This window comes from Paludibacterium flexuosum (assembly GCF_037076605.1).
Taxonomy (GTDB): Bacteria; Pseudomonadota; Gammaproteobacteria; order Burkholderiales; family Chromobacteriaceae; genus Paludibacterium.
The window spans coordinates 2333699-2357773 of the sequence record NZ_AP029060.1 but is presented as its reverse complement, the minus strand read 5'-3'; the positions used below and the strand labels follow the sequence as shown (position 1 = coordinate 2357773).

The 24075-nt window shown below is 63.3% G+C and carries 23 protein-coding genes; 11 read left to right on the top strand and 12 right to left on the bottom strand.

From position 1 onward, the window contains the following. Positions 1–55: 55 nt before the first annotated feature. Entirely contained in the window at positions 56–1819 is a 1764-nt protein-coding gene (ggt, locus tag AACH39_RS11235; RefSeq protein ID WP_215779660.1) for a gamma-glutamyltransferase, read from the top strand. 7 nt (positions 1820–1826) lie between these two features. Here ggt and AACH39_RS11230 read toward each other — a convergent pair whose 3' ends face one another. Then, a complete protein-coding gene (locus AACH39_RS11230) occupies positions 1827–3128 on the bottom strand; it encodes an HD domain-containing phosphohydrolase (RefSeq protein WP_338619995.1) in 1302 nt (433 codons plus the stop codon). A gap of 242 nt (positions 3129–3370) precedes the next feature. On the opposite strand from AACH39_RS11230, the gene AACH39_RS11225 reads away from it, so the two are divergent. Continuing rightward, the gene (locus tag AACH39_RS11225; protein ID WP_215779662.1) at positions 3371–4618 is read left to right on the top strand and encodes an MFS transporter; all 1248 of its coding nucleotides are present in this window, start codon (positions 3371–3373) and stop codon (positions 4616–4618) included. A gap of 13 nt (positions 4619–4631) precedes the next feature. Next, positions 4632–5447, top strand: coding sequence for an arylamine N-acetyltransferase (locus AACH39_RS11220; protein WP_338619994.1), 816 nt, complete (start codon positions 4632–4634; stop codon positions 5445–5447). On the opposite strand, the gene AACH39_RS11215 is transcribed toward AACH39_RS11220, so the two are convergent. Then, on the bottom strand, positions 5436–6302 hold the full coding sequence (locus AACH39_RS11215; protein WP_338619993.1) for a pirin family protein: 867 nt from the start codon (positions 6300–6302) through the stop codon (positions 5436–5438). The genes AACH39_RS11220 and AACH39_RS11215 overlap by 12 nt on opposite strands. Next, on the bottom strand, positions 6302–6706 hold the full coding sequence (locus tag AACH39_RS11210; protein ID WP_215779671.1) for an OsmC family protein: 405 nt from the start codon (positions 6704–6706) through the stop codon (positions 6302–6304). The genes AACH39_RS11215 and AACH39_RS11210 overlap by 1 nt, the downstream gene beginning before the upstream one ends. Before the next feature lie 90 nt (positions 6707–6796). Between AACH39_RS11210 and AACH39_RS11205 the strand changes: the two genes are divergently transcribed. From AACH39_RS11205 to hcp, 4 genes are all read left to right on the top strand, one after another. After that, on the top strand, positions 6797–8011 hold the full coding sequence (locus AACH39_RS11205) for an MFS transporter (protein ID WP_215779673.1): 1215 nt from the start codon (positions 6797–6799) through the stop codon (positions 8009–8011). Between the two features lie 71 nt (positions 8012–8082). Continuing rightward, entirely contained in the window at positions 8083–8718 is a 636-nt protein-coding gene (locus AACH39_RS11200) for a PadR family transcriptional regulator (RefSeq protein WP_215779675.1), read from the top strand. Continuing rightward, positions 8711–9520, top strand: a complete 810-nt coding sequence (locus AACH39_RS11195; protein ID WP_215779678.1) for a siderophore-interacting protein — start codon at positions 8711–8713, stop codon at positions 9518–9520. The genes AACH39_RS11200 and AACH39_RS11195 overlap by 8 nt, the downstream gene beginning before the upstream one ends. Before the next feature lie 140 nt (positions 9521–9660). Further along, positions 9661–11307 (top strand): hydroxylamine reductase, encoded by a 1647-nt coding sequence (gene hcp, locus AACH39_RS11190; protein ID WP_338619990.1) that lies wholly within the window; start codon positions 9661–9663, stop codon positions 11305–11307. A 51-nt stretch (positions 11308–11358) separates the two neighbouring features. Here the strand turns inward: hcp and mmsB are convergent, their stop codons facing one another. Together mmsB and AACH39_RS11180 are read right to left on the bottom strand one after the other, a co-directional pair. Next, positions 11359–12240, bottom strand: coding sequence for a 3-hydroxyisobutyrate dehydrogenase (gene mmsB / locus AACH39_RS11185; RefSeq protein WP_215779697.1), 882 nt, complete (start codon positions 12238–12240; stop codon positions 11359–11361). A gap of 11 nt (positions 12241–12251) precedes the next feature. Next, positions 12252–13772 (bottom strand): CoA-acylating methylmalonate-semialdehyde dehydrogenase, encoded by a 1521-nt coding sequence (locus AACH39_RS11180; RefSeq protein WP_338619989.1) that lies wholly within the window; start codon positions 13770–13772, stop codon positions 12252–12254. An 83-nt stretch (positions 13773–13855) separates the two neighbouring features. Here AACH39_RS11180 and AACH39_RS11175 point away from each other — a divergent pair, with 83 nt between their 5' ends. After that, a complete protein-coding gene (locus tag AACH39_RS11175) occupies positions 13856–14788 on the top strand; it encodes a LysR family transcriptional regulator (RefSeq protein WP_215779701.1) in 933 nt (310 codons plus the stop codon). Here AACH39_RS11175 and AACH39_RS11170 read toward each other — a convergent pair. The 3 genes from AACH39_RS11170 to AACH39_RS11160 form a co-directional block, all read right to left on the bottom strand. Further along, the gene (locus AACH39_RS11170) at positions 14755–15816 is read right to left on the bottom strand and encodes a histidine kinase (protein ID WP_338619988.1); all 1062 of its coding nucleotides are present in this window, start codon (positions 15814–15816) and stop codon (positions 14755–14757) included. The two genes, AACH39_RS11175 and AACH39_RS11170, sit on opposite strands and share 34 nt — an antisense overlap. Positions 15817–15942: 126 nt before the next feature. Further along, a complete protein-coding gene (locus tag AACH39_RS11165; protein WP_338619987.1) occupies positions 15943–16674 on the bottom strand; it encodes a LytTR family DNA-binding domain-containing protein in 732 nt (243 codons plus the stop codon). Between the two features lie 8 nt (positions 16675–16682). Next, complete coding sequence (locus AACH39_RS11160) at positions 16683–17321, bottom strand: heme-binding beta-barrel domain-containing protein (RefSeq protein ID WP_215779707.1); 639 nt, start codon at positions 17319–17321, stop codon at positions 16683–16685. A 201-nt stretch (positions 17322–17522) separates the two neighbouring features. On the opposite strand from AACH39_RS11160, the gene AACH39_RS11155 reads away from it, so the two are divergent. Next, complete coding sequence (locus AACH39_RS11155; RefSeq protein ID WP_338619986.1) at positions 17523–18536, top strand: zinc-binding alcohol dehydrogenase family protein; 1014 nt, start codon at positions 17523–17525, stop codon at positions 18534–18536. 23 nt (positions 18537–18559) lie between these two features. Here the strand turns inward: AACH39_RS11155 and AACH39_RS11150 are convergent, their stop codons facing one another. The 4 genes from AACH39_RS11150 to AACH39_RS11135 all read right to left on the bottom strand — a co-directional run bounded on the left by AACH39_RS11150 (position 18560) and on the right by AACH39_RS11135 (position 22139). After that, positions 18560–19462, bottom strand: coding sequence for a LysR family transcriptional regulator (locus AACH39_RS11150; RefSeq protein ID WP_338619985.1), 903 nt, complete (start codon positions 19460–19462; stop codon positions 18560–18562). Further along, positions 19463–20119 (bottom strand): oxygen-insensitive NAD(P)H nitroreductase, encoded by a 657-nt coding sequence (gene nfsB / locus AACH39_RS11145; RefSeq protein ID WP_338619984.1) that lies wholly within the window; start codon positions 20117–20119, stop codon positions 19463–19465. It abuts the gene before it with no gap. A gap of 174 nt (positions 20120–20293) precedes the next feature. Then, a complete protein-coding gene (locus AACH39_RS11140; protein WP_338619983.1) occupies positions 20294–20791 on the bottom strand; it encodes a GNAT family N-acetyltransferase in 498 nt (165 codons plus the stop codon). An 82-nt stretch (positions 20792–20873) separates the two neighbouring features. Next, entirely contained in the window at positions 20874–22139 is a 1266-nt protein-coding gene (locus AACH39_RS11135) for an Hsp70 family protein (protein ID WP_338619982.1), read from the bottom strand. A 212-nt stretch (positions 22140–22351) separates the two neighbouring features. On the opposite strand from AACH39_RS11135, the gene AACH39_RS11130 reads away from it, so the two are divergent. After that, complete coding sequence (locus AACH39_RS11130) at positions 22352–23053, top strand: transglutaminase domain-containing protein (protein WP_338619981.1); 702 nt, start codon at positions 22352–22354, stop codon at positions 23051–23053. Between the two features lie 65 nt (positions 23054–23118). Next, positions 23119–24072 carry a substrate-binding domain-containing protein gene (locus AACH39_RS11125; protein ID WP_338619980.1) on the top strand — a complete coding sequence of 318 codons (954 nt, stop codon included), beginning with the start codon at positions 23119–23121 and terminating at the stop codon, positions 24070–24072. Positions 24073–24075: the final 3 nt, after the last annotated feature.

Genomic DNA, 24075 nt, shown 5'->3' with positions numbered 1-24075 from the left:
ATAATGAAAACATGTTTACTGCATATTGCATAAAAGTTGAGGGGAAGTATACGCGATGAAAGCGTTGATTGGTGGCATTGCCAGAAAATTCAAACACTTGCTGGCAGTAGGGTTTTGGGCGCTCAGCAGCCTGCAGGGCGCCATGGCCGGCCCCGCCGCCCCCGAAGCAGCGACCGGGTATACCGAGCGGTCCGCCGTCACCCGGCCGCACCAGATGATCGTCACGGCCACGCCGCTGTCGAGTGCGGCGGGCATGGCCATGCTGCGGCGTGGCGGCAGTGCGCTGGATGCCGCTATTGCCGCCCAGGCCATGCTCGGCCTGACCGAGCCGCAATCCTCCGGCATCGGCGGCGGCGCCTTCCTGGTCTATTTCGACGGCGGCCGGGTCACGACCTTTGATGGTCGCGAGACCGCACCCGCAGCGGCGCGGCCGGACCGTTTCCTGGGCACCGATGGCAAGAGCATGGACTTTTATCGTGCGGTTGTCGGCGGCCGCTCGGTCGGCGTCCCCGGTGTGCTGGCCATGCTGGCGCAAGCCCATCGGCGTTACGGGCGATTGCCCTGGGCGACGCTGTTCCAGCCTGCCATCCGGCAGGCCGAACAGGGATTCCCGATCTCTCCGCGCCTGTATGGGCTGTTGAGCCGTGAGCGCTTCCTGGCGCAGGACCCGGTTGCCCGGCAGTACTTTTACCGGCCTGACGGCAGTCCAAAGCCCATCGGCACCCGGCTGAAAAACCCCGACTATGCGGCTACCCTGCGACTGATCGCCCGGCGGGGGCCGCAGGCGTTCTACCAGGGCAAGCTGGCGGCCGATATCGTCAAGGCCGTGAACCAGGCGCCCGGCAGTCCCGGTGACATGACCGCGGACGACCTGGAAAACTACCGGGCGATCGAGCGCGCGCCAGTATGTGGCAGCTATCGCGGTTATCGGCTGTGTGGCATGGGCCCGCCCAGTTCCGGCGGCATTGCAGTGCTGCAAATGCTGAAAACCCTGGAACGCTTTCCGCTGACAGATATGGCGCCGACTTCGGTACAGGCGGTGCACTTGTTCAGCGAAGCCGGCCGTCTGGCCTTTGCCGATCGGGCGCGCTATCTGGCTGATCCGGCTTTTGTCCCGGTACCGACCAGCGGTCTGCTGGATCCGGCCTATCTGGCGACACGCAGCCAGTTGATCCAGCCCGGGCAAAGCATGGGGCAGGCCAGTCCGGGACTGCCGCCGGGACAGGTGGCAGCCTGGGGCCGGGACCAGGCGGTGGAGCTGCCCTGCACCACCCAGATCGCCGTGGTCGACCGCTTCGGTCAGGCTCTCAGCATGACGACGACCATCGAGGATCAATTTGGCAGCCGCATCATGGTGCCGGGCCGAGGTTTCCTGCTCAACAATCAACTCACCGACTTTTCTTTCAGTCCGCAGGATCAGGGCAAACCAGTGGCCAACCGGATCGAAGGAGGCAAACGACCGCGCAGCGCCATGGCGCCGATGCTGGTGTTTGACCCATCTGGCAAGTTGTATGCCGTTACCGGCTCGCCGGGTGGCAGCGCGATCATCAATTACGTGGCACAGACCCTGATCGGCCTGCTCGACTGGCACCTGGATCCGCAGCAGGCGGTGTCGCTGCCGCATTACGGCAGCCGCAATGGCCCGACCGAACTGGAGTCCGGACGTGGGCTGGGGACGCTGGTGCCGACATTGCAAGCGCTGGGTCACAAGGTGGTCATGACCGACATGACCAGCGGTCTGGCGGCCATCCTGCGCACACCGGGCGGCTGGACCGGCGGCGCCGACCCTCGGCGCGAGGGACGGGTGGAAGGGGATTGAGGCGGACTCAGGCCGCTGCGCTGGCCATGCGCCAGAACTCGTTCAGCTCCTCACCCTCCTGACGCTGGACTTCACGACACAACTGGCCGATGCGGTCGTGGTGGCGCTGCAGTGTCGCCACCACGGTCGGCTCCAGTTGCCCGGCTTCCACCAGCGACGCCAGATGGGCGAAGACTTCGGTTTCCGCCATGCCGGCCCGATAGGGGCGATCCTCGATCAGCGCCGTGTAAATATCGGCCACGGCCATGATGCGTGCCCCCAGGCTCAGATGCTCGGCACTTTTGTGGAAGGGATAGCCGCTGCCATCCAGGCGCTCGTGATGGTGGGAGGCCCATTCGGCGATATCTGCCATGCCATTGATCTTGCTCAGAATGTCATGGGTGATATAGCTGTGCGCCCGCATGCGCGCCATTTCTTCCCGGGCCAGCGGCCCATTGCGGTTGATGTACTCATTCGGGATGGCGAGTTTGCCGGTGTCGTGCAGATAGCCGGCAATGCGCATCCTGGTGGCCTCGATGTCACTCATGCCCATGTGGCGTGCAATGGTTTCGGCGCAGATCGCCACCCCGGCGGAGTGGGTGGCGGTGAAATGACTGCGCGAGTCGATGATCAGGGCGAAAAATCGGGCAAACATCATCAGCTGGTTCAAATCCAGCTCGATATCCTCAAACGGGGCCAGGGCCTTGAGGATCTGATCCAGATTGACGGAAAACAGATCCAGCCAGAAACGCTCCGTGCGCGAGACCTGAAGAAAGGCATCAACGTGTTCGGGATCAAACACCACACCGGACTTCTCGCGGATGCGCTGCCGGATCTCTTCGCTGTCCGCCAGGATATTGGCGCGGGTCTGGGCCAGCACTTCGATACGATCGGCCAGGTGAATCAGATGACTCAGGCGAGGCACGGGCTGACCGTCAAAGTGGCTACCCTTGCCGTGGTCCCAGGGGACATGATGATAGGCCACCAGCGGCGCATGAGGCCGGAACGCTTCGAAGCGTATCAGTAACTGCGCCCCCATTTGCGCATGCAGGTGCGGGGCCGTCTCCTCGAACGCCAGCATGCTTAGCCGGTCATGCAGGGCCAGTGCTCCGATATCATGGAAAATTGAGGCAATGAACAGGCTGCGATAATCCGCCTGACTCAGTTGCAGGGCCAGGCCAATCTGCGCGGCGATCAGACAGGTGCGTTTCTGATGCGACCCTAACTGAGGGTCGAGAAGATCCAGCGTGGTGGAAAGCGCCGCGACCATATCGAACAACCGTACCGACTGTGTGGCATGGTGGGAGGAATCAGCGTGCACGACGGCCATGGGGAGCTCGCAGTCTGTAAGAGATGGATATGCGAAGAGAATAGCTCTGCTTCCATTGTAGACAGTGGTGCAAAAAGCCGCCCGAGCCTTGAAAATGTATCTAAAGATATATATCTTACGATATATTAAGAGTCCGCCAGAGGGGCGGACTATAGTGAACAAAACCAGTGATGTCGTCTGTCATGCCCTGCCGGTCCACGGCGTGGCGGGCGGGTCGCTCAAGAACCGGGAGCAGAACCTTCATGGCAGACCTGTCCGCGGCGCATGAACGGCGCCTGTTGTGGCTGCTGGCGCTGACACAATTTACCGTGATCATGGATTTCATGGTCATGATGCCTCTGGGGCCGCAGATCATGCATGCCTTCCAGATTTCCCCGGCGCGCTTTGCCACGGCGGTTTCGGTCTACTCCTGGTGTTCCGGTCTGTCCGGCCTGCTGGCGGCGACCTATATCGACCGTTTCGACCGGCGCAGCCTGTTGCTGTGGGTCTATGCCTGGTTTGCCCTGTCCAACCTGGCCTGTGCCCTGGCGCCCGGCTATGGCTGGCTGCTGATGGCGCGTGCCTTTGCCGGCTTCTCCGGCGGCGTGATGGGCGCCATCGTCATGGCCATCGTCAGCGACGTGATCCCGCTGACCCGGCGCGGCACGGCCACCGGCATCGTCATGACCTCGTTTTCTCTGGCGGCGGTGCTGGGCGTGCCGGTCGGCGTACTGCTGGGGGCGCATTTCAGCTGGGCGGCACCCTTCCTGCTGCTGGTCCTGCTGTCGTCACTGATCTGGGCCGGCGGGCTGGCGCTGGTGCCTTCGCTGGCCGAACACCTGCGGGCCGGCCCCGCTCCCCTGTCCCGGGTACTGCCACAGCTGTGGCTGCTGCTGACCCGCAAGCCGCATCTCAAGGCCTTTTTGCTGACTTTCTGGATGCTGGTAGCGCATATGCTGGTGATTCCCTTCATTTCACCCACCCTGGTCGCCAATCACGGTGTCACTGCGCCCCAGCTATCCTTGATGTACATGCTGGGCGGCGGCGCCACCTTCTTTACTGCCCGCCGCTTCGGCAAGCTGACCGACCGGCTGGGGGCCAAACGCACGTTCCGGCTGCTGTGGCTGGTCTCCCTGTTGCCGGTACTCATGATCACCCATTTGCCCGACGTGTCGTTCTACCTGTTTTTGCCGGTGTTCCCGTTCTTCATGGTGATGGTGTCCGGACGCATGATCCCGATGCAGACCCTGATGACCACGGTGACCGATAAAACAGATCGCGGTGCGTTTCTGAGTGCCAACAGTGCCATCCAGTCACTGGGCTCGGGCTGTGGCGCCTGGATTGGCGGTCTGATGCTGAGCAGCGGCGCGCAAGGGCAGATTCTCGGCTACGGGCAGGTGGGCTGGCTGGCGGTGGCGCTGGCGCTGTTTGGCATGTGGTGGGTGGGGCGGGTGCCGTCGCAGCCACCGGTTCGATCGACTCAGCCGGAGGCCCTGCCTGCCGAGGCTTAAACAGGAGAAGTCCATGGATGCACAACAGCGCGCTGCCTACCTGGCCCGGCTGGAGATCAGCGAGGTCGGGCCCGCCTGCCCGGAAAGTCTGGCGCACCTGCACCTGCAGCACCTGCGGCACATTCCGTTTGAGAACCTCAGCCTGTTTCTCGATGAACCGCTGCGCCTGGATGAGGCCAGCCTGCTCGACAAGCTGCTGACGCGTCATCGCGGCGGCTTCTGCTACGAGCTGAACCAGGCTTTTTCCCTGCTGCTGACCAGTCTGGGCTTTCAGGTATCCCGGCTGTCTGCCCGGGTATTTGATGGCGAGGTGTTTGGCCCGCCCTTTGACCACCTGCTGCTCTGGGTGCATTTCCCCGAGGGCGACATGTTGGCCGATGTTGGTTTCGGCGATTGCTTCCTGCTGCCCCTGCCACTGGATGGCGAGGTACAGCGCCAGCCCAGCGGGCAGTTCCGCCTGCAGTCCGTGCATGGGCAGTGCGTCCTGCAGCGTCATGACGACGAACGCGGCTGGCAGCCGTTGTATCAGTTTGCCCTGGAGGCGCATCCACTCGATGAATTCGTGCACATGTGCGATTTCCACCAGCACTCGCCCGCCTCGCACTTCACCGGCAAGCCCTTGTGTACCATAGCGCGCCCGGACGGGCGGCTGACCCTGTCCGGACAACGCCTGCTCATCACCCTCGGCGCCGACCGGCTGGAGCAGCCGGTCAGTGATATCGCCATGTTGCGTCAATGCCTGCAGAAGCATTTTCAGATCGAACTGGAGGGCGAACTGGCCGCCCGCCTGTTCATGGCCGGTGCCACGGCCGCCGTTTCAGGGAGGTAAGGGAATCCACTCGTGCTCGCCGGCAATCTGGCCCATGCGCTGCGCCTGCCAGTCGGCCTTGGCCTGCTCGATGCGCTCGCGGCGTGACGAGATAAAGTTCCACCACATGGTGCGCGGACCATCCAGCGGCGCACCGCCGATCAGTACCGCCCTGGCCGCCGTGTGCGCCGTCAGCACCAGGGGCTGCGCATCCTCGATCACGGCCATGGTCCGGGCATTGACCGCCTGGCCATCCAGTGCCACCTCGCCCTCTACGGCATACACGGCGCGCTCCGCCACATGGTGCGGCAGGGTCAGCGTCTGCCCGGCCTGCAAGGTGATGTCCAGATAAAGGGTCTCGCTGAAGGTACGGACCGGCGAGCGGACGCCGTAAGCCTCGCCGATCAACACCCGCACGCTGACGCCATTGACGTCCACTTGCGGCAAGGCGCTGGCCGGGGTGTGGATGAAGGCCGGTTCGCACTCCTCATCGGCCTGTGGCAAGGCACACCATAATTGCAGACCGTGCAGGTCGTAGGTCTGATCCAGCAGGTCTTCCGGCTTGCGCTCGGAGTGCACGATGCCGCGACCAGCCGTCATCCAGTTGATGGCACCCGGTTCGATGCGCTGCACCGAACCCAGGCTGTCGCGGTGCATCATCGCGCCGGCAAACAGGTAGGTCACCGTCGCCAGACCGATATGCGGATGCGGGCGAACATCATGCTGACTGCCCGGTGTTTCCCGTACCGGCCCCATGTGGTCGAAAAACACGAACGGACCGACCGCACGCCGTGCGGCGGCCGGCAGGCTGCGCCGGACCACGAAGCCACCCCCCAGGTCTTTCTCGTGGGTTTTCAACAAGGTGAGTGCGCTCATCAGGGCTTCCCCGCCAGGGTTTCGATTTCGGTCGTGACCTGAGTCATCAGCTTGTGAATCGGACAACGATCGGCAATGGCCAGCAACTTCTGCTGCGTGTCGGCGTCGAGCGCATCATCCAGCGTGATACTGGCCTGCAGTCGGTAAGTCCCCTGCGCCTCGGCACTGCTGTCTCGCGCCACCTCCACCCGGATATCGCCCATCTCGATCCCCTTGCGCTGGGCGTACCACAGCATGGTGAGCGCCTTGCAGGCACCCAGGGCCGCATCATAGAGATCGTGCGGATCCGGCCCGCTGTCACTGCCACCTGCCGTGGCCGGCATGTCCACCACCAGCTGATGCTGGCCAATCTGCACCGTATGGCGCATCGGCGCCGAACGGTCACGCTGGATCACAATCGTCATCGCGAGCTCCCAAATTTGTCTTCGAACCTCCGCACATTAGTGAAAGTTCGGCCATATTGAAAGTGAATAAAACATTTACTGGAGCACACCATGAGCGAACAGGCCGAGCAGCCGGCAGCGGGCGCGACAGCGAGCCTGATGCACAGTGTCGCCAGCCTGTTGCTGGGCTATGCCCTGCTGATGATCGGCAATTCGCTGGCCAATACCCAGACCTCGCTGGGTCTGCTGGCCGATGGCGTGCCGGTGGCGATGGCCGGGGTGATCCAGTCTGCTTATTACGCCGGCTTCTTTATTGGCGGCTTTGCCTTCAATGGCATGGTACGGGTCTATGGCCACCACCGTGCCTTTGCCGTGCTGGCGGCGGTGGTCTGTCTGGTCGCGCTGGCGCAATCGCTGCTGCATGGTCAGTGGATCTGGCTGCTGAGCCGCTTCTGTAACGGTCTGTCGATCTGTGGCGTGTTCATGGTGGTGGAAAGCTGGCTCAATGCCCGGGTCAGCAATGCCCAGCGCGGCCAGCTGTTTGCCCTGTACATGATCATTACCTACCTTGGTGCCAGCGCCGGGCAGTGGATGCTGCGCCTGCCGTTCAGCCAGCCCGGCTGGCAATTCATCGTGGTGGCGATGCTGTTTACCCTGGCCATCGTGCCGGTCACCCTGACCCGTGAGCAGCCGCCGGATCAGCAGGAAGCTGTTGCCGACAGTGCCTGGCGTCAGACGCTGCGCGCCCTGTTGCAACTGAACCGGCGCGCACCGCTCGGCTGGGCTGGCGCCCTGGTGGCGGGCTGCTTCAACAGTAGTTTCTACGCCATGATGCCGGTGCTGCTGGCACAGCTGCATCACACCCCGGAGCGTGTCGGCGACATCATGGGGCTGGCCCTGCTGTCGGCACCCCTGTTGCAGTGGCCGATGGGCAAGTGGGCGGATCAGGGTAACCGGGCCGAACTGTTGTCACGCAGTGCGCTGGCCGTACTGGTGGTGGCCTTGCTGCTGAGCCAGTTGCTGTCGACCTGGCTGCTGGTGCCGCTGAACATGCTGCTGGTGTGCATCGCCTTCACGTTCTACAGCACCCTCAGCGGCATCGTGAACGATGCCATGCCGCCACACCGGCGCGTCGAAGCCAATGCCGTGCTGCTGATGCTGTATGCGCTGGGCGGCACCCTTGGCCCGCTGCTGTGTTCCCTGTTCATGAGTTGGCTCGGGCCGTCCGGCTACTTTGTCCTGGATGCCCTGCTGGCTGCCGGCATGCTGGCGGCGGCGCGCATCTTCGCGGCGGTCAAGCCCTTGCCCCACCCCCTGTCCCCCTGAAAATAACTTGCAAATATATCGCAAGATATATATCTTACGACATATCGTAAGATGTTTTTTCAGGAGGCAACATGCCGCATCGTACTTGTCATCATGGCCACCGCGCTGGTCTGCGCCGCTTGCTCAGTCATGCCATGGGTCGCCATGGCCATCATCGCCATCATGGCGGTGAGCCACACGACAGCGAGGCACTGACGCGCGGACGCAAATTCAGCGCCAGGGACCTGCAACTGATGTTCCTGTCCTTGCTGGCCGAACAGCCGCGCCATGGCTACGAGCTGATCAAGGAAGTCGAGCAGCGCTCGAAAGGCTATTACACCCCCAGCCCCGGCGTGGTATACCCGGCGCTGACCTATCTGGAAGAAACCGGTCTGGTTGAAGTGGAGGCCGCCGGCAACCGCAAGCTGTACCGCGTCTCGGCAGCCGGCCAGTCACAGCTGGCCGCGGAAAAACACCAGGCGGAACTGATGCTGGCCAGCCTGGCGTACATGGGCAAGAAAATGGAAACCATGCGGCGTGCCATGGCGGGCGAAAGCGCCGAGGGCGACGAGTCCGGCTGGTTGCCCGAGTATCTGGCGGCGCGGCATGGTCTCAAGCGCTTGCTGGTTCTCAAGGCCGAGGCTGATGCGGATGAGCAGCGTCGAATTGCCGCCATTCTGCAGCGGGCCATCCGCGAAATCGAACAACCGGGAGTCAGCGATGCGTGAGGATCTGCAAATCCATCGTGTACGTCACCCCCTGCGTCTGCGTCTGGCCCAGGTGGTGGCAATTCATCCGCGTGGCGAGCATCGCGTACGGGTGACCTTTCGCGGGCCGGAACTGATCGGTTTTGACTCGCCCGGGTTCGACGACCACGTAAAAGTCTTCTTTCCGGCACCTGGCGAAACCCTGCCGCGCCTGCCGTCGCTCGATGCGGATGGTCAGCCGCTGCGTGTGGCCGGCGCGGAACGACCGATCGCCCGCGACTATACCCCGCGTCGCTTCAATGCCGAGCGCGGCGAGCTGGAGATCGAGTTCGTGCTGCACGGCGCCGGACCGGCGACCCGCTGGGCGGCTCAGGCCCGCATCGGCCAGACACTCGGCTTCGGCGGCCCGCGTGGCTCGATGCTGATTCCCCCGCATTTCGACTGGCACTGGCTGATCGGTGACAGCAGCGCCATGCCGGCCATCAGCCGACGGCTGGAAGACCTGCCGGCACAGGCGCGTGTCGATGTCGTGCTGATGGTCGAACCACCGGTCAAGCCGCTGGTCTTGCCCAGTGTCGCCCAGGTGACGCAGCACTGGCTGGCCGGCGTGGATCACGCCACGGACGACAGCCCGCTGCAGCAATTGCTGCGCCGCTTGCCCCTGCCGCCGGGCGAGGGTTTCATCTGGGTGGCGGGTGAACTGGCCACGGTCCGTGCCACGCGCCAGACCCTGCTGGCCAGAGGCATCGACAAGCAGCGCATCCGTGCGTCGAGCTACTGGCAGCATGGCACCGAGGCCAGCCACGAGACGCTGTCTGACTGAAAAAACACAGCCTTCAGCCAGGACGTTGCCATCGGCTTGATTGCCGTCAAGCATTTCAAAAAGTTGTCGAGCCGGTGCCCTTTGGCCCCGGCGCGCTGGCTAGACTGTGGCCCATTCCGATCCCAAACAAGGAGTGAGTCATGTTCTGTATTCAGTGCGAACAAACCATGCAGTCGCCGGGCGGCAAAGGGTGCAGTTTTTCTCAGGGGATGTGCGGCAAGAGCGCCGAAACCTCGGATCAGCAGGACTTGCTGGTTGCCGTTTTGCAAGGCTTGTCGGCCTGGGCACTGCAGGCCCGGACTCTGGACATCGTTGATCCTGCCGTGGATGCCTTCGTGCCGCGCACCTTGTTCGCCACGCTGACCAATGTCAACTTCGACAGCGAACGCATCATTGCCTATACCCGCGAGGCCGTGACATTGCGTGAGGCGCTGGCCGCACGCTGCCGCGCCCAGCAAGCGCAGATCAGCCTGAGCTTGCCACAGGCGGCCATCCAGCCGGCGGATACCCTGGCCGGCCTGCAGGACCAGGCCACTGAATGGGCACTGGATCGCGATCTGTTCGATGTCAGCGAAGAAGTGCACGGCCTGCGGCTGCTCTGCCTGTATGGTCTGAAGGGGGCTGCCGCCTATATGGAGCATGCCCGCGTGCTGGCGCGGCAGGACGCCGCGATTGCCGCTGATTTTCATCAGATGCTGGCGGCGCTGGCCGAGCCTTCTGACCAGGTGGAAAGCCTGCTGGCGCTGGCCATGTCGATCGGACAACTGAATTTCCGCATCATGGCCATGCTGGATGACGGCGAAACTGCCATGTTCGGTCATCCGGTGCCGACCCAGGTCAACGTCAAGCCGGTGGCCGGCAAGGCCATCCTGATTTCCGGTCATGATCTGAAGGACCTGCGCGCCCTGCTGCAGCAGACCGAGGGTACCGGCATCCAGGTCTATACCAATGGTGAAATGCTGCCGGCACACGCCTATCCGGAACTCAAGCGCTTCAAGCATCTGGCCGGCAATTACGGCAGCGCCTGGCAAAATCAGCAGCGTGAGTTCGCCGCCTTTCCGGGCCCGATCATCATGACCTCCAACTGCATCATTGATCCGAATGTCGGTCGCTATGCCGACCGGATTTATACCCGCAGCATTGTCGGCTGGCCGGGGGTGAAGCATCTGGATGGCGAAGATTTTTCCGCGGTGATTGCTCAGGCACAGGCCATGCCGGGCTTTGCCGCCAGCGAAACGCCAGAAATGATCACGGTCGGTTTCGGACGTCAGACCCTGTTGTCGGCTGCCGATACCGTGATCGACATGGTGGCGGCCAAGCAGCTGCGTCATGTCTTCCTGGTCGGAGGTTGCGATGGCAGCCGTCAGGAGCGCAGCTATTTTGCCGACTTCGCCCGTGCTGTCCCGCAGGACTGCCTGGTGATGACGCTGGCCTGTGGCAAGTACCGCTTCAACCGGCATGATTTCGGCACCATCAACGGTCTGCCGCGCCTGCTGGATGTCGGTCAGTGCAATGATGCCTACTCGGCCGTGATGCTGGCGGTGACGCTGGCGGAAAAACTCGGCTGTGGTGTCAACGACCTGCCGCTGAGCCTGGTGCTGTCCTGGTTCGAACAGAAGGCCATCGTGATCCTGCTGACCTTGCTGTCGCTGGGGGTACGCAACATCACTGTCGGTCCGACCGCGCCGGCCTTCCTCAACGATACGCTGCTGGGTGTGCTCAATGAGCGCTTCGGCCTGCGTCAGATCGGGACGGTGGACGCCGACATGGCGGCCATGCTGGCCTGATGAGGTGTGGCGGCCAGGGGGCGGCATGACAGGCGCACCCTGGCCTTTTTCCTAGCCCTGATACAGTTTGATGATGGCCGAGAAGTCCAGACGGCCATCTCCCCGCTGGCTGAGTGCCTGATAAAGCTGCTGAGCCAGTGCGCCCATATAGGCTGGCTGATGCACCGAGCGGGCGGCCTCCGTGGCCAGTCCCAGATCCTTCAGCATCAGATCGGTGCCAAATCCTCCGCTGTAGCCTCTCCCTGCCGGTGCGGTCTCGACGACCCCCGGAAACGGGTTGTAAGTCTCCGAGCTCCAGCAGCGTCCGCTGGAAGTATTGATCACCCCGGCCAGCACCTTGCTGTCGATGCCCAGGGCATCGCCCAGTGCCATGGCCTCCGCCACGGCGGCCATGGAAATCCCCAGTACCAGGTTGTTGCAGATCTTGGCGGTCTGTCCCATGCCCACGGCCCCGCAGTGCACGATGTGCTTGCCCATGGCGCCAAGCAGCGGCCGGATCTGTTCGAACAGTGCGGCGCCGGCGCCGACCATGAAGGTGAGCGTCCCGGCGGCTGCGCCCCCGGTGCCGCCGGAAACCGGGGCATCGGCAAACGGGTTGCCCTGATGACCGGCCATGTCGGCAAAGGCCTGAGCACTCGCCGGGTCGATCGTACTGCAATCGATCAGCGGAATGCCGGGTGCCACCGCCGACAACACCCCCTCTTCGCCACACAATACGCTGCGCACGTGCGCCGCCGCCGGCAGCATGGTGATGACGCATTCCACCCCGGCTACGGCCGCCCGCGGTGACGCGACCACCTGTGCGCCGGCCGCCTGCAGCGCCCGCAGGGCAGCGGGATTCAGATCGAACACCTGCAGGGCATGGCCGGCCTTGAGCAGGTTGTGTGCCATCGGGGCGCCCATATTACCCAGGCCGATAAAGGCGATCTTCATGCTGAGGCTCCTTAGCGCAGACGGATGGTGGTGTTGACGCCATCGTTGACGGTCTCGTCATCGAACCAGCGCGCGGTCACGGTCTTGGTCTGGGTGTAAAACTGCACCACCTGCTTGCCATAGGGACCGAGGTCGCCCAGCTTCGAGCCGCGTGAACCGGTGAAGCTGAAGAAGGGCAGCGGTACCGGAATCGGCACATTGATGCCCACCTGGCCCACATCGATTTCGGACTGGAACTTGCGTGCGGCAGCGCCGCTTTGCGTGAATAGCCCGACGCCATTGCCGAACGGATTGCGGTTGACCAGCTCAATCGCCTGGTCAAGCGTGTCCACCGTCATGACCAGCAGCACCGGGCCAAAGATCTCCTCGCGGTAGAGGGCCATCTCGCTGCTGACGTTGTCAAACAGGGTCGGGGCGATGAAGTTACCCTGCTCATAGCCCGGCACCTGCACATCACGACCATCCAGCAACAAACGGGCGCCTTCTTTCACACCGCTGTCGATCAGGCCGAGAATGCGTTCTTTGGCCGCACGCGACACCACCGGACCGATATCGGTACCCGGCTCATGGCCGGCATTGACCTTGAGCGTTTTGGTCTTGGCGATGATGTCCGGCAGCCATTCGGCGGCCCGACCGACCAATACCGCCACCGAGGTGGCCATGCAGCGCTGGCCGGCGGCACCAAACCCTGCGCCGACCAGGGCGTTCACCGTCTGTTCGCGGTGGGCGTCCGGCAGCACCACGGCGTGGTTCTTCGCGCCCATCATGCACTGCACCCGCTTGCCGTGTTCGCTGGCCAGTTGGTGGACATGGGTGCCGACCGCGGTCGAGCCCACGAAGGACACCGCCTTGATGGCCTCATGCGTACACAGGGCATCGACCACCTCTTTACCGCCATGCACCACATTGAGCACCCCCCTGGGGATGCCGGCCTCCAGCGCCAGTTCGACCAGCAGCATGGTGGACAGCGGGTCCTGTTCCGACGGCTTGAGCACGAAGGTGTTGCCGCAGACGATGGCCATGGGAAACATCCACAGCGGAATCATGGCGGGGAAGTTGAACGGGGTGATGCCGGCGCAGACCCCGATGGGCTGACGCAGGGTATAGGTATCGACACCCCCGGCGACATTTTCTGCAAATTCGCCCAATTGCAGGGTACCGACCGAGCAGGCATGTTCCACCACTTCCAGGCCGCGGAAGATATCTCCTTCCGCATCGGCCAGCGTCTTGCCCTGCTCTGCCGTCAGCGTGCGCGCGATCCGCGGCAAATGACAGCGGATCAGCTCCTGAAACTTCAGCATAATGCGCATGCGTGCGCTGATCGGCGTACTGCGCCATGCGGCAAATGCAGCCTGGGCAGCGGCGATGGCCGCCGCAACTTCGTCACGGGTGGCAAAGGGCACCAGGGCCAGCACCTGCTGAGTCGCCGGATTGACCACTTCGCGCCATGTCTGGCTTTGCGACTCGACAAACTCGCCATTGATCAACAACTTGACTCGGGAAGGTCCGGCTTGCAGCGGATAGGGGTTCATGCAACGGGTCTCCGGATGGGGCTTGTGATCGCAGTATATTTACTCTAATTTCAAGCTCATATAGATAAATAACCCCATCTGATATGCAAAAATCCACAAGCCACACGGCCATGCTGGACTGGGACAATCTGCGCTTCTTCCTGGCGGTAGCGCGCAGTCAGACTGCCAGCGGGGCGGCACGCCGTCTGGGGGTCGATCACACCACCGTGGCTCGCCGCATTCGTGAGCTGGAGCTGGCCCTGGGCACGGTGTTATTCGAGAAGTCGCGCAGCAGCGGGTTTCTGCTCACGGCGGAAGGGCGTGAGCTGCTGGCCAGTGCCGATGCCATGGAGAGTCTGGTGCAGGCAGCGCATGAGCAGTTCCACGGCGCCGCGGATTCGCTGGCCGGCAATGTGCGCATCGGCGCTACCGAAGGCTTTGGCAGCTATGTGCTGGCACCGCTGCTGGCCGCGTTCAGTGCGCGTCACCCGGCCATCAGCATCGACCTGCTGCCAGTGCCGCACTTTGTCAGCCTGTCCAAGCGCGAAGCCGATCTGGCGGTGCAGCTGGAACGTCCCGAGCGCGGTCAGTATGTGTCGGTCAGGCTGTGTGATTACCGACTGCGTCTGTATGCCACCCGCGAATACCTGCAAGACCATCCTCCTGTCGTGGTGCCAGCGGATGTCAGGCTGCACGACACCATTGGCTATGTGGATGATCTGGCCTTCAGCAATGAGCTGCTGTATCTGGAGCGCACCTTGCCCGGCGCTCAGCCGCGCTTTTGCAGTACCAGCGTGATTGCCCAGTATCAGGCCGTGCTGCAGGGGCGGGCGCTGGCGATTCTGCCCTGCTTCATGGCCGAGCAGGACCCGCGGCTGGTGGCGGTATTGCCGAACCAGATCGAGGTGACACGGCATTTCTGGTTGTGTTGCCGCGAGGAGTTGCGCCAGCTGCGCCGCATCGCGGCGCTATGGGATTATCTGCGCACCGAGATGGCGGCGCGTCAGGCCTGGCTGATGGGCGAGTCGCCGGCTTGATCGCCCTGCCAGGGCAGGTGAAGTGCGGCACAGACACCGCCATCCGGATTGGGCTGCAGCCGCAGGCGGCCAGCGGCACCATACAGGCTGTCCAGACGCTGCCGGACATTGGCCAGTCCGACACCGTGGCCGTGCCCGGACGGCGGCATGCCGACGCCGTTGTCGCTGACCGTCAGCACCAGTTCGTCACCGAGGTGACCGGCACGGATGTGCAGACGGCCGCCCAGCAGGGCGGGTTCGATGCCATGCTTCAGGGCATTTTCCACCAGCGGTTGCAGCAATAGCGGCGGCAGCGGGTGGGTCAGCAGGCCCGGATCGACTTCCATCTGCCACTGCAGACGCTCACCGAGCCGGATGCCGGCGATGAACAGCAGATGGCGGATTACCGTCAGCTCGTCGCCCAGCGTGCCCTGCGGCAGGCGTGTGCGCGTCAGCGTGGCGCGCAGGTAATCGTTGAGATGCGCCAGCATCTGCTTGGCGGTTGCGGCATCCTGGTCGATCAGGCTTTGCACATTGGCCAGCGTGTTGAACAGAAAGTGCGGTTCAATCTGTGCCTGCAGCATGGCCAGCTGGGATGCGATTTCCGCCTGGCGTGCCGTTGCCGCTTTCTGCTGCATGACCGCCAGATTGGCGCGATCCGCTGCGGCGCGGTGGGCAAAGATCAGAAAGCCGGAGATCGCCAGCGACAGGATCAGTGTCAGCAGCAGGATCGGCCAGCGACGGCCGGGCTGGCTCAGCAGCAGGGCCAGCAGATCGGTCGCACCCAGCCAGCCGGCCAGCTTCATGCCGAGTACGATGCCGAACGGCAGCGCCAGCAGCGAGCTGAGCCAGTGCGCATGTCCGGGCCGCAGCCGGTGCAGCAACTCATAGCTTCCCCAACAACAGAAACCGATGGCATTGGAGATCAGCAAATTGCTGCCGAGGTCACCTGGTGTGCCGGCCAGCGTCAGCACCAGGCCGATGCCGCAAAACAGCAGGGTGTGGGCCAGCAGCTCGCGCAGGCCGGACTTCAGTGTGGTGTGTCGCATGGGACGCCCCCTTGATTCGGATCGAGTCTGCAGTCTGCCGTCCGTGCCGCCCGTCGGCAGGGCGATGGGATGAAGCGACCGCCAGGGGGGATGAGCGGTGGCCGGCGCCGATGAATGGCGGCAGGCCTACATCTGGCGGAACTGTGCCACATAGGCGCGGCTGACCGGCAGGGTCTCGGGGCGCTGCTTCAAGTGCAGCAGCACCCGGCCGAAGACATCGCGCTCCAGACGCTCGACCGCTGCCAGACAGACGATCACTGAACGATGGATCTGGCTGAATCGTCCGGACGGCAAGTGCGCCAGCAACGCCTTCAGCGGCGTGCGGATCAGGTGACACTCATGCGCGGTGACCACTTCGGTGTATTTGTCGCTGGCGCGGAAGTACAGCACTTCGTCCACCGCCACCAGCCGGGTGGTCTGGCCCTGGCCGACGGTCAGCCAGCGCAGGGCCTGATCATTCGCCGTGGGCAAGGCCGACGCCAGCTGCGACCAGTCAGGGCGCGGGCGGTCATGTTGTTGCAGCCGGCTGACACATTGCGCCAGCCGCAGCTCGCTGACCGGCTTGAGCAGGTAGTCGACGGCGGCCGCCTCGAAGGCGGCCAGCGCGTACTGGTCGTAGGCGGTGACGAACACCACCCGGCAATCGCGCGCCGTGGCCGCCACCTGCAGTCCGGTCAGACCGGGCATGTGGATATCGAGAAAGGCAATGTCCGGCTGGTGTTGCGCCATGGCGGCCAGCGCTTCCACGCCATTGGCGGCCATGGCCACGATGTGCAGATCCGGCCACAGCGCCGCGAGCCGGCGCTGCAGGTCTTCCGCCAGCCGTGGCTCGTCGTCGGCAATCAGCGCGGTGGGCATGACGGTTCTCAGCGCTCGGCCAGTGCCAGCGGGTTGGGGGTCGGCTCGCCGATTTTCTGCAGATGGTTGCGGTCGGTGTGATGGAACAGCTCGTCGCGGCCCATGATCTTCATCACCGTATCCTCGTCATAGGTCCAGCTGCCGTCGTCGTGCAGCGTCACCTGAATGCGGAACTCGACAGTATCGAAGGCATATTCCAGAAAGGCACTGGAACTGATGCCACAGCCGGCGCCACCCTTGGTGGCCACCAGTTCGAACTGGCGCGCATCGGCACTGGCCTTGCCGACCGCCAGCACGCTCATGCCGCGCGGGATGGTCAGCGTGTGCATCACCGTGCCGGTCGCCGGTTCCCACAGCCAGTAGCCTACCTGGTCGTGATAGGTCTCCACTTCCCCCGGTTTGACGATATGGGTGTGATAACGCAGGCCATACAGCAGTTGCGGGCCGTTTGGCTGCGGGTCGATTGGCTGCAGTTCCATGCGCTCTACATAGGCCTGCTTCTCCCCGCCTTCCGCCACCGGTTTGACATCCAGGCCACGCTGGCTTTGCCAGATACCGGCCATCTGGGTCAGCGGACCCAGATTATTCAGCGTGTTGACGTCACGGTCTTCGTCTTCGGTATAGATGTCGCGGGCAAATTGCTGCATGGCAAACCTTTCTCTACAGGAATGTCATGAATTCTACCCATCCGCCCAGTGAATGGGGATTTTCCTTTTGAGAGAGAAACTGTCTTGCCCGCCAGCCACTGGTTCACCCGTCCTCCGGCGCGCAAGCTGTGGCAACAGACCCCTCTGCCGTGACCTTGATCCGCTCACGCGCAGCCTCCTGACCCTCTCGAGAGAAACGCCATGAAAGCCGTTGCCTATTACCAGAATTTGCCCATTGAGGCCGAGCAGTCTCTGCTGGACATCACCCTGCCTGAGCCGGTGCCGGGAGCACATGATCTGTTGGTCGAAGTCCATGCCGTCTCGGTCAATCCGGTGGATGTCAAAATGCGCGCCGGCAGCACGCCGCCGACCGGTCAGCCCCGTGTGCTGGGCTGGGATGCCGCCGGTGTGGTGCGCTCGGTCGGTGCTGACGTGACCCTGTTCCGCCCCGGTGAACGGGTGTGGTATGCCGGTGATCTGCTGCGCCCGGGCAGCAATGCCGAGTTGCAGCTGGTCGATGAACGGCTGGTCGGCCCCATGCCGCAAACACTGGATTTTGCCGCCGCGGCCGCTCTGCCCCTGACCACCATTACCGCCTGGGAGCTGTTGTTTGACCGATTGCAGATTGCCGAGGGGACGGCCGCGACCGGTCAGGTGCTGCTGATTATCGGAGCGGCCGGCGGGGTCGGTTCGATCCTGGTCCAACTGGCACGCCAACTGACCGGGCTGACCGTCATCGGTACCGCCTCGCGTGCGGAAACCGCCGAGTGGGTGCGGGATCGTGGCGCGCACCATGTCATTGATCATCATCGCCCCTGGCTGCCGCAGTTGCAGGCGCTCGGTATCGGGCAGGTGGATTGCATTGCCGGTCTGAACCAGTCAGACCAGCATTTTGACCAGATGGTCGAGGTGATCCGGCCGCAGGGACGCCTGGCCCTGATTGATGATCCCGAGTCGCTGGATGTGCGCAAGCTCAAGCGCAAGAGTGTGTCGCTGCACTGGGAACTGATGTTTACCCGCTCGATGTACCAGACCGACGACATGATTCGGCAGCATGCACTGCTGGAGCGGGTGGCTACCCTGGTGGACGACGGTATCCTGAAAACCACGCTGGCCAGCCATTTCGGCACCATCAATGCCAGCAATCTCAAGCGTGCCCATGCGCAGATTGAGCGCAATGCCACGCGCGGCAAGATCGTGCTGGCCGGGTTCTGAATACTGAACGGACAAGGGGCGGGTCAGCCCGCCTGCAGGTAATCGGCGATGTGCTGCTGAAGAAAACGGCGCAGGCTGTCGATGGCCGGTGACAGCATCATGCGGTGTGCGCATAGCAGGTATAGCGGTGCCGCCTCGCCCTGCCAGTCATCCATGACGGTATGCAGGCGGCCGCTGCGCAGATCATCCAGCACGTCGAGCCGTGACTTGTAGGCCAGGCCATGGCCTTGCAGCGCCCAGCGCCGCACCTGTTCGCCGTCATCGGCAGTGCGGTCGCCACGGACGCGCACGCTGCTGGCATGCCCGTCGCGCCAGAAGGTCCATTGCTGGTGGGTGACATCATCCAGTGCAAAGCGCAGACAGTTGTAGCGGGGCAGCTCGGCGGGCTCTCCCGGCTGACCATGCTGGCGCAAAAATTCGGCCGAAGCACACAGCACGCGACGGTTGTCCGCGGCCAGCGGCACGGCTACCAGTGTTGAGTCGGCCGGCTGCCCGTAACGAATGGCCAGATCGACCGGCTGTTTGAACAGGTCGCTCAGGCGGTCGCCGAGCCGGATCTGCAGACGCAGCCCCGGGTGCTGCTGCAGGAAGGAATTCAACAGATCGCTCAGCAGATGGCGCCCCAGATCCGAGGGCACGGACAAGGTCAACTTGCCGCCGATCGCCTGTTGCTCGCGGGCCAGACCGTCGCGTCCGGCCTGCAGGGCATCCAGTGCCGTACGGGCATGAGGCAGGTACTGCTCACCCTGGCGTGTCAGCCGCAGGCTGCGGGTGGAGCGCGCCAGCAGACGGACCCCCAGATCCTGCTCCAGACGCTTGATGGCCGCGCTGGCGACCGCCGGGGTAATGTCCAGCGCACGCGCCGCAGCCGACAAACTGCCGTTGTCGGCTGCCAGTACGAAGATATTCAGGTCCTCGGCACGCATTTACAGGCGGGTGATGATGCGCTCTGCCGGCAGACGCGACTTCGGCAGCGCGGCGTTGAAGTCGTCGTCGCTGCGGTAGCCGAGCGCAATCATCAGGCTGCTGGTCAGGCCCTGGGCGCGCAGGCCCAGCTCGGCATCCATGGCCGCCTGGTCGAAGCCCTCGATCGGGCAGGCATCGATTTGCAGCATGCCGGCGCCGAGCAACAGCGTGCCGGCTGCCAGATAAACCTGCTTTTCCATCCAGTGCTGGGCATCGCGCCGCTCAAAACGGTGCATGTCGACATAGAAGGCTCGGGCACGCTGTGCATTGGCGCGCGATTCGTCACTGCGTACGCGGCCGTCGACGGTTTCCTGATCCAGCAGCTCGGCCAGATAGTCGTCCTGAATGCTGGCCCGGGTGCAGAACAGCACCACATGCGACGCGTGACGGATTTTCGGCACATTGGCGCTATAGGGGCCTTCGGCGGCCTTGGCCAGCCGCGCCTTGCCCTCCTCGCTCGAGGCAATCACGTAATGCCAGGGCTGCGAGTTGATCGAGGACGGGCTGAAGCGCAGCAGGGTTTCGATCTGCGCGACCTGCTCGTCGGATAATTTGCGCGCCGGGTCGAAGGCCTTGGTGGCGTGGCGGGTCTGAACAATGTCGGCGATGGTATTCATGGTTTTCCTCATTCTGGATGACATCGGGTCAGCGGACATCATTGCCGGACAATCCGGCATGGCATAGGCCCGATATCAAGAATCAGTTTCGCATTTTTTTTGAAAATGTCAGCAAATTTTCAATTTGCTTGCTAGTCGTGTAGCACCAGACCGGCCGATCTGCCGCGTGGGCATTTAGCGTCCCTTGAGGCGTGCCATGAAGTAGCTGTTGACCAGCTCGCCGTTGCGGAAGGCATGCCCGACTGCCTCGCCCTCAATCACGAAGCCGCACTTGCGATAGAGCGCGATGGCCGCCTGGTTGTCGGTGTACACCTCCAGCTCCAGCCGTGACAGATTGAGCCAGTTGTCGGCCATATCGACGGCGGCAGCGAGCAACTGACTGCCGATGCCTTGTCCCTGAAAACGGTCGTGCACGCCCATGCCGATGGTACCGACATGCTTGCGACGGACTTGCGGACATTGTTGCAGTGAGAGCTGGCCGACCACCTGGCCATCGAGTTCGGCGACCAGGCTGGTCATGCCGGCCGGGATCTCGGTCAGGCGTTTTTGCCACAGGGCGAGTGAGGGATAGGGCAGCTGCAGGGTCCCGGCCATGGCTTTGGGACTGCTGTAGATCGCGTGGATGGCATCGAGGTCACGCGGCTCGGCGTGGCGGATGGTGACGTGGCGCATGATCTGCCCTTTCTGTTTTTTGTCGTGGGCAGATCATCCTAACGCGCCGAATTTGTCTATGCAAATAAAATATTGCGCTGCATCATCCGTAGCGGCGTGCCGCTTCCAGCGCCAGCCCGCAGCCAATACTGCCGAAACGGTTGCCTTCGACATGGCGTGCCGACGGGAACAACTGGGCGATGCGCTGGCGCAACCAGGGGATGGCACTGGCGCCACCGGTGAAGTACAGGGTGTCGATCTGGTCGTCACGCAGACCGGCATCCTGCAATACCACGTGGGCGGTACGGCCGATGCTGTCGATCAGCGGCGTCAGGGCCTGTTCCATCAGACTCTGTTCAAAGCGGGCAATCAGGCCCGTTTCAAGATGGGTCAGATCCAGTGTCGCGCTCGGCGCGGCGCATAGGTCGATCTTGGCCTGCTCGACCTGCATCGCCAGGCGGTGCCCGGCGCGCTGGTTGATCAGGTTGAACAGGCGATCGATCAGCGGCAGCGCCACGGCATCGCGATAGACATCCTGCAGCTCCATCCACACCTTGCGGGTATACAGGGTGTTGATGCTGTGCCAGGTCGCCAGGTTGAAGTAATAGCCGGAGGGCATCTCGGCGCCATTCTTCAGTTGCGTGCGGTAACCGAACAGCGGCATGGCCTGCGACAGACTCAGCACGCGGTCGAAGTCGGTGCCGCCGATATGCACCCCGCCGGTGGCGAGGATATCGGACTGGCGGTCGCTCAATGCACGGCGTTCCGGTGCCAGGCGGATCAGGGTGAAGTCCGAGGTACCGCCACCGATATCCACCACCAGCACGCGCTCTTCGCGCTCAATCACCGATTCGTAATCCATGGCCGCGGCAATCGGTTCCAGCTGGAAACTGACTTCCTGGAAGCCGATGGCACGGGCGATCTCGGCCAGCGTGTCTTCGGCCAGCTTGTCTGCCCTGGGGTTGTCGTCGACAAAGAACACCGGGCGGCCCAGTACGGCGTGCTCGAAACGTCGCCCGGCATGCGCTTCGGCACGGCGCTTGAGTTCGGCGACGAACACCGTCAGCAGCTGGCGAAATGGCAGGGCGCGTCCCTGCACCTCGGTCTGGCCATCCAGCAGGCTGGAACCGAGCAGGCTCTTGAGCGAGCGCATCAGCCGGCCTTCGTCACCCTGCATGTAGATTTCCAGCGCATGGCGGCCGAAATGCACGCAGTCCTCTTCGTAGTCGAAGAACACGACCGAAGGCAGGGTGTCCTCGCCGTTTTCCAGCGGAATCAGCGGAGCGTGGCCAGCATGGTGCCAGCCGACGGTCGAATTGGAAGTGCCAAAGTCGATGCCACAAGCCTTGGCGGCGGTCGGGAGCGTCATGATATGAGCAGGCGAGGGAAAAGGTCGGCGATGATACGCCTTATGTCTCTGATCGACAAGGAAATGATGTGTATGGAACGCCGGAAACGGCTTTCCCCTGCCGGCATGGTCAGGCACGCGGTTTCGCGGTATATTCATTCCAAAGTCATATTTATCGCTCAATAACCATGCCATTTTGGGCATCAGATCACGTCCAACCGGAGGGAGAGTGCATGGCGCTCATGGAAACCCTGCAGCATCTGCAACGCACCGTGCCGTTTGACAGTCAGCGCGAGCGCGCCGTGGCGATCCACGACTATGTGCGCGATCACATCGCCTTCGGCTTCACCACCTGGTTTGAGAGCGTCACCCCGGCACAAACCCTGCTCAGAGGCCGTGGCCACTGCAATGCTCAGGCCGACCTGATGTGTGCCTTGTTGCAGGCGGCCGGCCTGGCTGCCCGGTTACGCTTTGTCCAGCTCGACAAGCGGGTGTTGCGTCATGCCGTGCCGGCGCTGGTCTATCAGTGCCTGCCTCCGGATCTGTTTCATGCGGTGATTCAGGTCGAGATCGATGGTGTCTGGCGGCATTGCGACAGTTACATCTTCGAGCCCGCGGTGTTTGCCGCTCAGCAGAAAAAGCGTCTGGCTGCCGGTCTGCCGCTGGGTTATGGCGTGACCAGCGAAGGGACCTGCCATTGGTCGGGCGACGCCGATGCCTTCAGTCAGGCGCGTCCGACCGATCTGCACGCGCAGGACCCCCTGTTTGCCTCGCTGGCTGAGGCCATGGCAGCACGGGCCGGCAATAACCATCTGATGGGGCTGCACTTCAATCAGTGGCTGGGCGCGGTGCCAGCGCCGCTGCAGCACGCGGCGGAGCATTATCTCAACAGTCGTCTGCCACATCCTTCCGCGCCGGCAGAAAAGGAGCACTGAGCGGCAGTACGACGGCGTTGTCATGACACGGTGTTTGGGCTACCAATGAAGGACAGCCATTCATCGTGAGAACTGCCATGCGCTTCGGTTGCCTGCTGCCCCTGCTGCTGTTCGTCCCTGTCTGGGGAGCGGATTGCATCGAGGTGGTCTCGGCCGGCGGCAGCCCCAGTTTCTGGGGGGCCGTTGGCGAGGGCGCCATGGCGGCCGGTCGCGAGCTGGGCGTCGCCATCCATTACCTCAATCCGAGCGAAGAAACCGATAAACAGGGGCAGGATCAGCTGATTCGCCAGTTGGCGAGCCTCAAGTGTCGAGCCCTGGTGCTGGCGCCCAATGCGCCGGAGCGCGCGCGCCAGAGTGCGCTCTTGATGCAGCAGGGGACGCCGGTGGTCTTCATCGATCGTACCGAGGCCGATGCCCGTCCGCTGGCCTTGGTCGGTACCGACAATGATGCCGCCGGCCGATTGGCCGGGGAGCAGATGGTGCGCCGCCTGCGCGGAACCGGTCTGCACCGGGTGGTGCTGATGCGCTTCAAAAAGGGCGTGCAATCGACCGATGAGCGTGAGCAGGGGTTTCTTGACGTGGTGCGCAAGGCAGGACTGACCGTGGTGGCCGACCCCTATCTCGGGCCGGCCGAGAGCGATGCCCGGCTCCGGTCCGAGCAGGTACTGCGTCGCTTGGGCAAGGGCTTCGACGCGATTTTCACCCCGAACGAAACCACCACTTCGGGGACCTTGCAGACCGTGCAGAAACTGGGTCTGGCCGGCAAGGTCATGTTGATCGGATTCGACATCAATCCCCTGCTCTACGAGGCCATCCGCCAGCGCACCATCTCGGTGCTGGTGCTGCAGCGGCCATTCCAGATGGGCTATGTCGGCGTGACGCGGGCCTGGCGGGCCGCGCATGGCGCCAGACCGAGTGCTGCCAGAGTCGACAGCGGCGTCACGCTGCTGACCCACGACAACATGAACCAGAAAGACATCCTGTTCTTTTCCAACTATCGCGGCGTCAAGCCGCAATGACGC